This is a genomic window from Natrinema salsiterrestre, from assembly GCF_029502005.1.
GTDB classification, from domain to species: Archaea; Halobacteriota; Halobacteria; order Halobacteriales; family Natrialbaceae; genus Natrinema; species Natrinema salsiterrestre.
Window position 1 is genome coordinate 303,670 of sequence record NZ_JAMQOT010000004.1, and the last position, 12,242, is coordinate 315,911.

Genomic DNA, 12,242 nt, shown 5'->3' on the forward strand with positions numbered 1-12,242 from the left:
GGTCGGTGTGCGAGAGGGGTCGGTCATCTACTTTCGAGACGTCGATATCGTCCGTCGGGTTCTGGTTCGGCGCCTCGAGTCGCGGACGTGGCTCGCTCGAATCGCGGTAGCCGCGTTACTTGTCACGAATTTGTTCACGACAGGAAAGCGGGCCGGGCGCGATTTGAACACGCGACCGTCTGATTAAGAGTCAGACGCTCTGCCGAACTGAGCTACCGGCCCTGTACCTCCGACTTTCCCTCGGTCGTTCAAATACGTTTCCCTTGGCAGGCGGCGTGGCAGTGATACACGCGCGGCACGTATCGGTCGCGAGGCCTCGAGTACGAACTTTCAGGACGTACCACTCTTCGGGAACGTTAAGTGCGACCGGTCCGACCACTCGGGCATATGAGTACGGGGGTTACGATTTCGTCGATTTCTGACTACGCTATCTTGGGCTGTGGCAGCGTGGGCTACGCCGTCGCGGAGGAACTCGTCGAACAGGGGAAGGACGTCTCCATCATCGACCGCGACGAGAGCCGCGTCGAATCGCTCCGGGATCAGGATCTGGACGCCCAGACGGCCGACATTCGCGACTCGGAGATCGCCGAGCTGGTGGCCGACCGCGACGTCGTCCTCATTCTCGCCTCGGACGTCGAATCGAACAAACGCGCCGTCGAGCACATTCGCAATAGCGGCACGGATCAGTTCATCGTCGCCCGCGCGAGCGATCCCGTCTCCGGCGACGAACTCTCGGATCTGGGGGCCGACATCGTCATCAATCCCTCCTCGGTCATCGCCGAATCCGCCCTGCGCGCCCTCGAGTCCGGAGAGCTCGAATACAACGCCGGGAAGCTTGCCGAACTGGTCGAGCGGACGTCGACGCGGCTGGCGATCATCACGCAGGACAGTCCGGACCCGGACTCGATCGCCAGCGCAGCGGCCCTCCAGGCGATCGCGACGCACCTCGGCATCGAATCCGACATCATCTACCTGGGTGACGTCGGTCACCAGGAGAACCGCGCGTTCGTCAACCTGCTCGGGATCGACCTCGTCCAGTGGGACGAGATCGAGGACCACTCCGTCTACGATACCGTCGCCCTGGTCGACCACGCGACCTCGAGCGACATGGAGCTCCCCGTCGACATCGTCATCGATCACAGCGAGACGGAGTCGGAGTACGAACCCGAGTTCGTCGACATTCGGCCGAACATGTCCTCGACGTCGACGATCATGACGAAGTACATCCAGGAGTTCGACATGAACGTCTCCGAGGAGGTCGCGACGGCCCTGCTCTATGGCATCCGCGCGGAGACCCTGGATTTCAAACGCGACACGACCCCCGCCGATCTCACCGCCGCCGCCTACCTCTATCCCTTCGCGAACCACGACACGTTAGAGCAGGTGGAGTCGCCGTCGATGTCCCCGGAAACACTGGACGTCCTCGCGGAAGCCATCACCAACCGCGACGTTCAGGGGAGTCACCTCGTCTCCAACGCCGGCTTCGTCCGCGACCGCGAGGCCCTCACGCAGGCGGCCAGCCATCTCCTGAACCTCGAGGGCGTGACAACGACCGCTGTCTTCGGCATCGCCGACGAGATGATCTTCCTCGCCGGGCGCTCGAAGGACATCAGGATCAACATCGGCAAGGTGCTCGACGACGCCTACGGTGAAATCGGCGAGACGGCGGGTCACTCGACGCAAGCCAGCGCGGAGATTCCGCTGGGGATCTTCACGGGCATCGAAATCTCGGAGGATACGCGCGATACCTTGCTCGATTTGACCGAAGAGGCCGTCAAGCGAACGCTGTTCGACGCGATGGGCGTCGAAGGTGGAAGCAGCGAAGGATCGAACGGGAACTAGCGTTACGCGAGGAGTTCGTCTTCTTCTTCGTCGGGATCGCGAACGCGTTCGACCACGTCGTTGATGAGAATGATATCCCCGACGGAGCGGACCCAGCGGTAGGGGACGATGACCCCCTGTCCGCTGCGGGCTTCTTCCGCGAAGAGTTCGGCGTTCAGATTCGAGAGCGCTAATCCGGTGACGGCTTCGTTGTCGACGTTCAGTCGCAGATCCTCGACTTCGCCGACGAAGATGCCGTTGTTCGAGTACACCTCGCGGCCGACGAGAGACGTGATTTCCTGGGGAATATCGTCCATACGTTGCCTCACGCGTGGTGGACTCTTAATTCTTGGTCAGACGTGACAGTCACCGGTGCAAACTCGACGCGAATACCTCCCACTCGAGGCCTATCCCAGAATCGCGTCGACGGCCGCGTGATCGGCCAACAGCCGTTCCATCCGGTCGACGGTATCGGCGTCTCGAGTGCGCCCGCTGCGGACGATATCCTCCGCGCGCTCGACGGTGGTGAGCGTGTCCGTCTGAACCGACAGGATCGGGACGCCCTTTTCGCTCGCCTGCCCCACGATCGCACCGGAGGGCCGGTGACCGCCGGTGAGGATGAGACAGCGGACGCCGGGTGCCTCGAGCGCAGCGGTGTGGATCTCGGCCCGGTCGCCGCCCGTGATGACGGCGGCGTCTTTCGTGCGCCGGAAGTGTCGCAGGGCGCTGTCGGGCCCCATCGCACCGACGGTAAAGCGCTCGACGTAGCCGTCCTGCCCCTCCTCGACGAGCGTCGCCGCCCCGAGTTCGTCCGCGAGTTCGGCGACGGTGACGCCGGAGAGGTCCCGTTCGCTCGGGAGGACGCCGTGGACCGGAATGCCGTGCCCCTCGAGGAACGGGACGACGTCCGTCTCGAGCTGATCGTAGGCCGCGTCGGGGACGTCGTTGAAGACGACGCCGGCGAGTCGGTCGCCGAACGCGTCCGCTGCGGCGAGCACGTCGTCGACGTCCGCCGGGATCTCGTACGGTGCGACCAGTAAGACGCGGGCGTCAAGCAACTCCGCGATGTCGGCGTCCGCGAGGTCGACGATGCCACCGACGTCGTATCTCCCGCCGCCCTCGACGAACATCCGGTCGTGACCGGCCGCGAGCGTATCGAACGCCTCCGCGACGCGCTCGCGGAGCTCCGCGGGATCCTCGCGGCCCCGAATCGCCTGCTCGATGAACGTCGGCGAGTAGACGACGGGCTCTAAGTCGTGCATCTCGGCCTCGAGATCGAGCAGGTCGCGGGCGAGCAGCGGATCCTCGTCGAGGGTCTTTCCGACGTTGCTCTGCAGACGGGTCCCCTTCGGTTTCATGTAGCCGACGCTGTCGCCCTCGGCCGCCGCGAGCCGGGCCAGCGCCAGCGTGATCGCGGTTTTGCCGGTGCTCTCCTCGAGCGAACTGACGAGGAGCGTCTCGACGGCGGTGTCGCCGGACGTGACGTCGCTGTCAGTGTCGGTACCAGTGTCGGTGGAGTCGGGTTCTGGGTCGGTCATTGGTCCTTCGTATCGAGTTCGTCCGCATCGACGGTGAGTCGCAGATCGATCGCCTGTACGCCGTCCGGGCCCGCCACGAGCGGGTTGATATCGAGTTCGAGGATCGACGGGAAATCAGTCGCCAGCTGCGAGAGCCGCTGGATCGTCTCGACGACCCCCTCGACGTCCGCGGGCTCGCGACCGCGGGCACCGCGCAACAGCGGCGCGGCCTTGATTTCGTCGACCATCTCGCGGGCCTCGTCGTCCCCGATCGGGGCCACTCGAACGGACGTGTCCTCGAGAATTTCGACGAAGATCCCGCCGAGTCCGAACAGCAACAGCGGCCCGAACTGCGGGTCGCGGTTCATCCCGACGATGGTCTCGGTCGACGCCTCGAGATCGAGCAGCTCCTGGATCTGGACGCCGATGATGGTCGCGTCGGGCTGGTAGTTACGCGCCCGAGAGACGACGTCTTCGTAGGCGTCGTAAACGTCCTCGTCGGGCACACCGACTTTGACGCCACCGATGTCGGACTTGTGGGAGATGTCGGGACTGACGATCTTCATGACGACGTCGCCCTCGATTTCCTCGGCGACCTCGCGAGCGCGGTCGGGATCGTCGACGATCTCGCCCTGCGGCGTCGGGATTCCGTAGGCATCGAGAAGCTCCATCGACTCGACGCCGAGGCGGTTGTCGGTCCGTCCGCGAGCGCGCTCGAGGACCTCGCGTGCACGCTCTCGGTCGACGTCGAACCGTTCGGGCTCGTCGACCGACCGTTCGCGAACGTCTCGGAAGCGTGCGAGCGCGTCGAGTCCGGAGACCGCTCGCGAGGGGTCGAAGTAGTTCGGGACCCCCGACTCGCGCAGCGTCTCCTCGGCCTCGCGAGCCCGTTTGCCGCCCATGAAGCAGGTGACGACCGGCGTCTCGTGTGCCTCGAGCTCCTCGATCACCGTCTCGGCGAGGTCGTCGTAGGACAGCACCGCGGTCGGCGCGGCGACGACGACCGCGCTCCCGACGTTCGGATCCGCGAGTGCGATCTCGAGGGCCTCGCCGAAGCGCTCGACGTCGGCGTCGCCGATCGCGTCGATCGGATTGTAGACGTTGGCCTCGTCGGGCATCGCGTCGCCCAGCGCCGCGATCGTCTCATCGGTGAAGCCGGCCATCTCGAGGGTCGAATCGCCGACGGCATCGGTCGTGAGGACGCCGGGACCGCCCGCGTTGGTGACGACGGCGACCCCGTCCGATTCGGGTTCCGGCAGGCCCGCGAGCGCCCGCGCGTAGTCGAACAGTTCCTGTACCGAGCGGGCGCGGATGACGCCGGCCTGTTCGAGCCCGGCCTCGTAGGCCCGTTCACTGCCCGCGATCGCGCCGGTATGCGACGAGGCCGCCTGCGCGCCGGCGTCCGTCCGACCGGACTTGACGAGCACGATCGGGGTATCGTCCGTGACCTCGCGGGCGGCCTCGATGAATCCCCGCCCGTCGTCGATGTCCTCGAGGTAGCCGATGACGACGTCGGTGTCCGGGTCGTCGCCCCACTCGCGGACGAAGTCCGTCTCGTCCAGCACCGTCTTGTTCCCCAGCGAGACGACGTCCCGGAAGCCGATCCCCTGCTCGTTGGCCCAGTCGAGGACGGCCGTGATGAACGCCCCCGACTGGCTCATGAAGGAGATCGACCCCTCGAGGGCGTCCTCGGGGCCGAACGTGGCATTCATGCCGACGGCCGTGGCCATGATACCGAGGCTGTTCGGGCCGACCACGTTGAGGCCGTGCTCCGCCGCGAGCTCGCGGAGCTGCCCTTCGCGCTCGGCCCCCTCGCTCCCCGTCTCGGAGAACCCGGCGGTGATGACGACGACGTCCTCAGTTCCCGCCTCGGCGAGGTCTCGGATCGATTCGATGACGATATCGGGCGGTACGACGACCACCGCCAGATCGATCGGCGGTGCGCTCTTCGCGTCCGAATAACACTCGAGCCCGAGCACCTCCTCGCGCGAGGGGTTGATCGGGACGATCTCGCCGGCGAACCCGTCCCGCAGGTTCTCGAGAATCGCCCGTCCGACGGCGCCCTCGCGGTCGGTCGCGCCGACCACGGCGACGCTCTCGGGGTCGAAGAGTGCGGATAACCGTCCCATCGCTCGAGGGTTGGCGGAGTAGGGTGTTAAGGGTGTGGCATGTTCCAGCGAATCGGGAGCGAACAGTGCCTGTGGCTCGGCGTTCCGAGGGCGTTTTCCGGGAATTGTGCTATACCTCGTGGCGTACACCAACACGAATATGTTGCCCCGGTCCGAATACAAACGTATGTCTCGGAAACGCGAGGAGAGCGGTCGATACACCGAGACCGTTACGGCGGCGGACGTCCTCGGTGTGTTCGAGTTGGTCGACGGACCGGTCGTCACCTCCGGTGACGTCGCCGAGGCCTGCGAGTGTTCCCGCGAGACGGCGCGGCGGAAACTGCGCGCACTCGAGGACGAGGGCCGAGTCGCAAGCCGGAAGACAGCCGGACGAGTCGTGTGGTGGATAGTAGACCATGACCCGGATAACGGCGCCCCGGTCGATCCCGACGACCCGTTCTGGGACCTGCAACCCGGCGCGTCCGGCGAGCGCGACGTCTCCGAGAGCGTCGACGAGATCCTCTACGGACAATGAGCGGCGCAGGTGCGACACCGTTGTTCGTCGACACCGGCGCGTTCTACGCTCGAGCCGACCGCGACGACAAGCACCACGAGACAGCCGTAGAGACCTTCGAAGCGATCCGCTCGGGGAAGCTACCGTACCGTCCGCTGTACACCTCGCAGTTCGTCCTCTCGGAACTGGCCACGCTGTTGCTGTACAAGTGCGGCCACGACGTCGCCGCCCGGACGTTGACGTCGATCCGCGAGTCCGAGAGCTTCGTCGTTCTCTCCGTCGATGAATCCGCGTTCGCGGTGACCGCCGACCAGTTCGTCGAGTACGACGACCAGCAGATCTCCTTCGTCGACCATACGACCGCCGTCCTCGCCGCGGAGCGCGACGTCGACCACGTGTTCGCGTTCGACAGCGACTTCCGGACGCTCGCATTCGCGTTGATCCCCGAAGACGACAGTCTGTAACCGGAGATCGGTGGCGTTTCGTCGGCCCAGCGGTGACTGGCTCGCGCGTCCTCAGTGACCGCGATCAGTGCGTCGAGATCGCCGCCGTCGATCGGCTCGAGGCCAGCACCGCGAGCAGGTAACAGGCGATGGCGACGACGACGATCGAGCCGCCGGTGGGGAGGCCCTGCGAGATCGAGAAGGCGAAGCCGCCGATGACTGCGATCTGTCCGAACAGGATCGACAGGTACAGCGTTTCCCGGAAGCTGTGGGCGAGCTGCGTGGCCGTCGCGACCGGGACGACGAGCATCGCGGCGACGAGGATCACGCCGAGGATCTGGATCGCGCCGACGACGACGACGGCGGTCATCACGATCAACAGCGTGTTGTACCAGGTGACGTTGAGCCGCGCGACGCGGGCCGCTTGCTCGTCGAACGTGATGAAGAGCAGTTGCTTGTAGGTCGCGACGACGGTGACGACGACGAGGACGCTGATGACGGCCATCAGCTGCGCCCCCGAGGGGGTGACGACGGAGATGTTCCCGAAGAGGTAGTCCCTGACGTCGATTCCGGTCGTTCGGTCCAGACTGATGATGAGCGTCCCGATCGCGAAACTGCCGGTTAGCATGATCGCGATCGGCACGTCGCCGTACGTGTCGGTCCGCTCGATCAGCCACTGAACGCCGAGAGCACCGAGGACGCCCACGACCAGTGCGACGACCATCAGCGGCCCGTCCCAGCCGGTTATCGCGTTCACGAGGAGGCCGATCGCGACCCCGGCGAACGCCGTGTGCGCCAGCGTTTCACCGATCAGGGCCATCTCGCGGTGGACGAGGTATGTCCCGACCAGCGGTGCGACGATCCCGATGAGAATTCCCGTCGCGACCGACCGCCAGATGAACGGATGGGAGAACACGTTCGTCCCGAGGGCCACGTCCAGCAACCGACCCGCGATCCGAGCCTGGTCGTACATACCTCCGACGACGGGGGAGGACCGCAGCGCGTCGACTACCAGTAAGCCGACCATCGCGATCGCGAGGATCGCGGTCAGACCGATACCGGCCAGCTCGAGCCGTCGTCGGAGTGATCTGGACCCGCTCATCAGTGGTGGTGATGGACGACCTGGCCCGTCGCGCCGTAGGCCTCGGTCAGGGCATCGCTTTCGACGAACGATTCCGTGTCGCCGTGATGGTAGAGTTCCGTGTTGATACAGGCGATTCGGTTCGCACGGTCCGTGACGACGCCGATGTCGTGTTCGATCAGGATGATCGTGATTCCCGAGTCGTTGAGCGACTCGAGCAACTGGTAGAACGCGTCGCGGGACTCGGCGTCGACGCCGACGGTCGGCTCGTCGAGGGCCAGCAGATCGGCCTCGGAGGCGAGCGCACGTGCGATGTAGGCCCGCTGGCGCTGGCCGCCCGAGAGCTCGTTGACCTGTCGGTCGGCCAGTTCTGTGATACCGACCGTCTCGAGGGCGTCGTCGACGGCCCCGCGGTCCGCGTCGGAGAGTCGTCCGTGGCCCGCGTGGGCGAATCGGCCCATGGTGACGGCCTCGCGGACGGTAACCGGCATCGAGCCGCCGCCGCTCGTCGCCTGTTGAGAGACGTAGCCGATCCGCTCGCCGTCGTCGAACGCGGCGACGGGCTCGCCGAAGAGCTCGATCGAACCGCTGTCGGGACTGCGAAGTCCGAGCATGAGATGCAAGAGGGTCGTCTTCCCCGAGCCGTTCGGGCCGATCAAGCCGAGGAAGTCGCCCTCCTCGACCGTCAGCGAGACGTCGCGGACGGCCGGCTGCTCGCCGTAGGCGAACGAAACGTTCTCGAGTTCGACGACGGTCACTGTGCGTCTAGTACCTCTCTGAACGCGGGCAGGTTTATTTCTTCCATTTGGTCGCGGTACCCCCATCCCTTCTCCTGCCACTGCCCGAGCGTCCCGGACAGGTGCGTGATCGGCATCGCGTCGGTGGCGTTGCTCCCCTCGAGGATGTTCTCCACCATCTGATACGATCCGTCGGTCGCCTTGAACGGGTTGTAGAGGACGGTCTCGATTCCCTCCTCGTCGATGAGGTCGATCGTTGCGGCCATGTCCTCGGTGGTGGCCTGATCCTGCGCGGAGACGCCGACGGGCGTGTGCAGATCGAACCCGTATCGATCCTGCAGGTAGGTGAACGAATCGTGGCCGGCGAAGACGGCGACTCGCCGGTCGGCCGCGTCGATCAGGTCTTCGAACTGCCGGTCGAGGTCCTCGAGTCCGGCGACGTACTCCGCGGCGTTGTCCTCGTAGGTTTCGGCGTTGTCCGGATCGGCGTCGGCGAGGCCGGTCGCGATAGTGGTGACGACGTCCTGAGCGAGCACGGGGTCGAGCCAGACGTGGGGATCGATCGAGGTTTCGTCGTGGTCGTGACCGCCCTCGTCTGATTCGTCGTGCGATTCGTTGTCGTCTCCGTGGTCGTCGTGCGACTCGTTGTGATCGTCGTGGCCGCCGGCATCGACCTCGTGATCCCAGCCGAGCAGCTCGTCCTCGAGACCCGCGAGACCGTCGATCACGGTGACGGAGTCGTAGTCCGCCTCGAGCGTCGCCGCGATATCCTGGGCCCAGGAAAACTCGGCCGTATCGAGGTAGACGAACGCCCCGGAACTGGCGATCTCTCGGGTGAGGTCACCGCCGGGCGACCAGCCGTGTCCTGCTTCACCAGTTCCCACGGGGTTTTCGAAGTCGACCGCGTCGCCGCTGACCTGCTCGGCCCAGTCCCACAGGGTAAAGAAGGCGGCGTACCCGTCCTCGAATCCCGCGCTGGCCCCGCCGACGTCGTCGAGGCAACCGGCGAGGGCGCCAGTCGCGACCGCGCCGGCACCCGTTTTCACCAGCGCGCGTCGTGTGAAGTCCATATTCGACACTAGCCCTATCGCAGTATAAGAGTTGTTATCCTATGGGAGCATTTTATTAACTACGGTCGTTGAGGTTCCTCTTTGTTAATAACATTCGTCGATATAGCGAGACGAGTTATTATCGGAATCGACGCTCCCCGTCGGTTCGGCCGTGACCGACCGTTTTTCCGATCGCACGCGGACTGGTCACTCGAGCGAAACCGCGACTCCGATTCCGTCGCGTCGGCGGTAAGCGGGCCGACGATCGGGGACGGAATTGCGAACGACGTCGAACGCATCGAATCGGATCACGAGTCGACCGGGATCGATCGTCGCACGGAGAACCGGACCGCGACTCGTCACGACGACGTAGGGCGGCCGCGGGACGGGGGGTGCCTGAAGATCGTACCCCGTCGCGTCGATCGCATCGGCGAGCACCGCCGGGAGCGCCTCGAGGATCCCGGTCTCGCCGAGGATTCGATCGAGACCGTCGACGACGACCTCGCGATCGGTCGTTCGGGAGGTATCCCAGGGATCGGCGACCGCGTCGGCACAGGCGCCGATCCCGTCGACGATCGACACGTGTTCCGACTGAATTCGACGCCGGGCGGCCCGGGCTGGATGGGACACGGACTCCAGTGGGACGGGAACGCACTAAGAAACCTCGACTTCGATCTCGAACGGCTCTCCCGTCGGTCGACGGGCCGCGGTGTCGCCTCCGGCCGTCACTCGCGCCGATTATCGACGACGAAAACGTTCAGCGTCCGAAGCCGCGCCAGTACGCCGCGCGCCCGCCGTCGCCACGACGATCCCCGCTGTGAATCGATTCGACGACGGAGTCGCTCGTTTTCGTCCTCGAGCTCGCGATTTTCCGTCTCGAGTCGATCGACTCGCTCCGCGAGGTCGTCGACGCGGTCCTCGAGCCGGTAGCGCCGCGATCGTTGGGCCTCGCGGTCGTTTCGCAGTTGATCGCGCTCCCGCCGGAGCCTCACGAGTCGCTCCTCGAGGCGTTCGCGTTCACGCTGCCCGGAATCGACGAAGGGGACGCGTTCCGGGTCCTCGTGAATGCCCTCGAGCGACTCGCTTTCGTCGCCCTCCGCATCGGGCTCGATATCGATGTGGCCCGAGCGGGTGGCGTTGACGACGCCGCCGACGAGCAGGATCAGCCCGCCGAAGTACAGCCAGGTCAACAGGAGGAGGATCGCGCCGATCGGCCCCGCCGACTCGGAACTGCTCGAGATGGCGACGTAGACCTGAAAGAGCGACTGGAGGGCCGCCCAGCCGACGGCGGCGACGACGACGCCCGGCAGCACCTCCCGGACCGAGACGTCGACGTCGGGGAAGTAATAGTACATCGGCAGGAAGGCGATCGTCAACCCGACCACGAGCAGTATCGGGTTCAACAGGCCGATGAGGAGACTGTTCGGGAAGAACGCGAAGACGATACTGGTCGCCCCGGCCGCCACGAGCGCGACGCCGATGGTCCCGAAGACGACGATCCCGTCGCGCAACTGGTCGACCAGCGAGTTGTCCTCGGTCGACGCGTAGATCTCGGAGAACGCGGTGTCCAGCCCCCGGAAGATCTTCAGCGACCCCCACAGGAGGACGAGGAGCCCGATGACCGACGTTCCCGCGCTCCCGGTCGAACCCTCGATCCCGTCCTCGAGGATGATCTGCCCGCTCTCGGGGAGGAACCCCTCGGTCGCCGCCGACACCTGCGTGGCGAGCCCCTCGTTCCCGAGGAACGAGACGAGAAAGAAGACGAGCACGAGCAGCGGAATCAACGAAATGAAGGCCTGATACGCGATGCTCGCCGCCATGAACGTCACGTTCTTCTCCTGAATACCCGTCACGACCGACTTCGCGAACGGGAGCGCGCCGCGAACGGTGGTACCCATACCGTCCCGTCCGTCACAATCCCGGATAGCGCCCCGGCTTGCAACCACGTGGCGCGTATCGCCGCGTCCCCGATTTCGGTCCGGTGAGTCGGCCGTCGACCGTTACTCCTCGAGCAACGGGGCCACCGCGTCGCGAGTCGGCAGCGCCGTCATCGCCCCCGGTGCGGTGGTCGCCGTCGCGGCGACCGCGTTCGCGAAGGCAACTGCTCCCTCGAGCGATCGGCCGGCGCGCAGGGCGGAAATCGCGCCGCCGACGAAAGCGTCGCCGGCCCCCGTCGTATCGACCGTATCGACGGCGAATCCGGGATGGTCGACCGTCGCCCCGCCCCACGACGCGCCGTCGTCTGCAACTGCGATGGCACCCTCCTCTCCCCGCGTCACGAGGACGGTGTGGATCGGCCCGCGCTCGACTGCCGCGTTTGCGACCGCGGTCGGCGTTTCGCCCGCGAACCCGAGGACCTCGAGTTCCTCGACCGTCGCGACACAGACGTCCGCGTGCGCGAGCGCGTCGCGAACGACGCTCGCGAACGTCTCCGTGTCCGGCCACAGCTCGGGCCGCAGGTTCGGATCGAAGGACGCCGTGCAGTCGGCGGCCGCTGCTCGCTCGAGCAGATCCAGCGTCGCGTCGCGTGACGACCCGCTCGCGAGCGTCACGCCGCCGGTATGGACCCACTCGCAGTCGGAAAGCGTCTCGTCATCGATTCGGCCGGGCTCGAGGCGCGTATCGGCGGTGCCGTCGCGATAGAAGGTGAACTCGCGGTCGCCGGTCTCGTCGTGCGTGACGAAGGCGAGCGAGGTCTTCGCATCGGGGTCACGTTCGACGAACTCCTCGGAAAGCCCGCGATCGGCGAGCGTCCGCTCGAGGTATCGACCGAACGGGTCCTCGCCGACGCGGGTCCAGAACAGCGGCGGCTCGTCGAGTCGCGCGAGCGCGACGGCGACGTTCGCCGGCGCACCGCCGGGTCGGCGCTCGAAGCCCGCAACGTCCTCGAGCGGCCCCGGTCGCTCGGGAATGCAGTCGATCAGCGTTTCGCCGGCGACGAGTACGTCGTGGGGCATACCGAATCCTCCCCC

At 66.0% G+C, this 12,242-nt stretch carries 12 protein-coding genes and 1 tRNA gene; 3 read left to right on the plus strand and 10 right to left on the minus strand.

The window, feature by feature from the left end:
• Positions 1–148: 148 nt before the first annotated feature.
• Positions 149–222 (minus strand) — tRNA-Lys (locus NDI89_RS13420).
• A gap of 165 nt (positions 223–387) precedes the next feature.
• Here NDI89_RS13420 and NDI89_RS13425 point away from each other — a divergent pair.
• Entirely contained in the window at positions 388–1,842 is a 1,455-nt protein-coding gene (locus tag NDI89_RS13425) for a DHH family phosphoesterase (protein WP_277522117.1), read from the plus strand.
• 2 nt (positions 1,843–1,844) lie between these two features.
• Here the strand turns inward: NDI89_RS13425 and NDI89_RS13430 are convergent, their stop codons facing one another.
• The 3 genes from NDI89_RS13430 to NDI89_RS13440 form a co-directional block, all read right to left on the minus strand.
• Positions 1,845–2,138, minus strand: coding sequence for a PRC-barrel domain-containing protein (locus NDI89_RS13430; RefSeq protein ID WP_277522118.1), 294 nt, complete (start codon positions 2,136–2,138; stop codon positions 1,845–1,847).
• A gap of 90 nt (positions 2,139–2,228) precedes the next feature.
• A complete protein-coding gene (locus NDI89_RS13435; RefSeq protein WP_277522119.1) occupies positions 2,229–3,359 on the minus strand; it encodes a phosphotransacetylase family protein in 1,131 nt (376 codons plus the stop codon).
• Positions 3,356–5,467: an acetate--CoA ligase family protein gene (locus NDI89_RS13440; RefSeq protein WP_277522120.1), complete on the minus strand. Its 2,112-nt coding sequence runs from the start codon at positions 5,465–5,467 to the stop codon at positions 3,356–3,358. The genes NDI89_RS13435 and NDI89_RS13440 overlap by 4 nt, the downstream gene beginning before the upstream one ends.
• Before the next feature lie 166 nt (positions 5,468–5,633).
• Between NDI89_RS13440 and NDI89_RS13445 the strand changes: the two genes are divergently transcribed.
• On the plus strand, positions 5,634–5,981 hold the full coding sequence (locus tag NDI89_RS13445) for a helix-turn-helix domain-containing protein (protein ID WP_277522121.1): 348 nt from the start codon (positions 5,634–5,636) through the stop codon (positions 5,979–5,981).
• Positions 5,978–6,424, plus strand: a complete 447-nt coding sequence (locus tag NDI89_RS13450; protein ID WP_277522122.1) for a type II toxin-antitoxin system VapC family toxin — start codon at positions 5,978–5,980, stop codon at positions 6,422–6,424. Before NDI89_RS13445 ends, NDI89_RS13450 begins: the two co-directional genes overlap by 4 nt.
• A 64-nt stretch (positions 6,425–6,488) precedes the next feature.
• On the opposite strand, the gene NDI89_RS13455 is transcribed toward NDI89_RS13450, so the two are convergent.
• The 6 genes from NDI89_RS13455 to NDI89_RS13480 all read right to left on the minus strand — a co-directional run bounded on the left by NDI89_RS13455 (position 6,489) and on the right by NDI89_RS13480 (position 12,227).
• A complete protein-coding gene (locus NDI89_RS13455) occupies positions 6,489–7,505 on the minus strand; it encodes a metal ABC transporter permease (RefSeq protein ID WP_277522123.1) in 1,017 nt (338 codons plus the stop codon).
• Positions 7,505–8,242, minus strand: coding sequence for a metal ABC transporter ATP-binding protein (locus tag NDI89_RS13460; RefSeq protein ID WP_277522124.1), 738 nt, complete (start codon positions 8,240–8,242; stop codon positions 7,505–7,507). Before NDI89_RS13460 ends, NDI89_RS13455 begins: the two co-directional genes overlap by 1 nt.
• Positions 8,239–9,291, minus strand: a complete 1,053-nt coding sequence (locus tag NDI89_RS13465) for a metal ABC transporter substrate-binding protein (RefSeq protein ID WP_277522125.1) — start codon at positions 9,289–9,291, stop codon at positions 8,239–8,241. Before NDI89_RS13465 ends, NDI89_RS13460 begins: the two co-directional genes overlap by 4 nt.
• Before the next feature lie 186 nt (positions 9,292–9,477).
• The gene (locus tag NDI89_RS13470; protein WP_277522126.1) at positions 9,478–9,900 is read right to left on the minus strand and encodes a DUF7988 family protein; all 423 of its coding nucleotides are present in this window, start codon (positions 9,898–9,900) and stop codon (positions 9,478–9,480) included.
• Between the two features lie 95 nt (positions 9,901–9,995).
• Positions 9,996–11,168, minus strand: coding sequence for a YhjD/YihY/BrkB family envelope integrity protein (locus NDI89_RS13475; protein ID WP_277522127.1), 1,173 nt, complete (start codon positions 11,166–11,168; stop codon positions 9,996–9,998).
• A 102-nt stretch (positions 11,169–11,270) separates the two neighbouring features.
• Positions 11,271–12,227, minus strand: a complete 957-nt coding sequence (locus NDI89_RS13480) for a carbohydrate kinase family protein (RefSeq protein ID WP_277522128.1) — start codon at positions 12,225–12,227, stop codon at positions 11,271–11,273.
• Positions 12,228–12,242: the final 15 nt, after the last annotated feature.

Excerpts from the sequence above, each read along its gene's own strand:
- NDI89_RS13425 (WP_277522117.1), top strand. The coding sequence starts at position 388 with ATGAGTACGGGGGTTACGATTTCGTCGATTTCTGACTACGCTATCTTG.
- NDI89_RS13430 (WP_277522118.1), bottom strand. The coding sequence starts at position 2,138 with ATGGACGATATTCCCCAGGAAATCACGTCTCTCGTCGGCCGCGAGGTG.
- NDI89_RS13435 (WP_277522119.1), bottom strand. The coding sequence starts at position 3,359 with ATGACCGACCCAGAACCCGACTCCACCGACACTGGTACCGACACTGAC.
- NDI89_RS13440 (WP_277522120.1), bottom strand. The coding sequence starts at position 5,467 with ATGGGACGGTTATCCGCACTCTTCGACCCCGAGAGCGTCGCCGTGGTC.
- NDI89_RS13445 (WP_277522121.1), top strand. The coding sequence starts at position 5,634 with ATGTCTCGGAAACGCGAGGAGAGCGGTCGATACACCGAGACCGTTACG.
- NDI89_RS13450 (WP_277522122.1), top strand. The coding sequence starts at position 5,978 with ATGAGCGGCGCAGGTGCGACACCGTTGTTCGTCGACACCGGCGCGTTC.
- NDI89_RS13455 (WP_277522123.1), bottom strand. The coding sequence starts at position 7,505 with ATGAGCGGGTCCAGATCACTCCGACGACGGCTCGAGCTGGCCGGTATC.
- NDI89_RS13465 (WP_277522125.1), bottom strand. The coding sequence starts at position 9,291 with ATGGACTTCACACGACGCGCGCTGGTGAAAACGGGTGCCGGCGCGGTC.
- NDI89_RS13475 (WP_277522127.1), bottom strand. The coding sequence starts at position 11,168 with ATGGGTACCACCGTTCGCGGCGCGCTCCCGTTCGCGAAGTCGGTCGTG.
- NDI89_RS13480 (WP_277522128.1), bottom strand. The coding sequence starts at position 12,227 with ATGCCCCACGACGTACTCGTCGCCGGCGAAACGCTGATCGACTGCATT.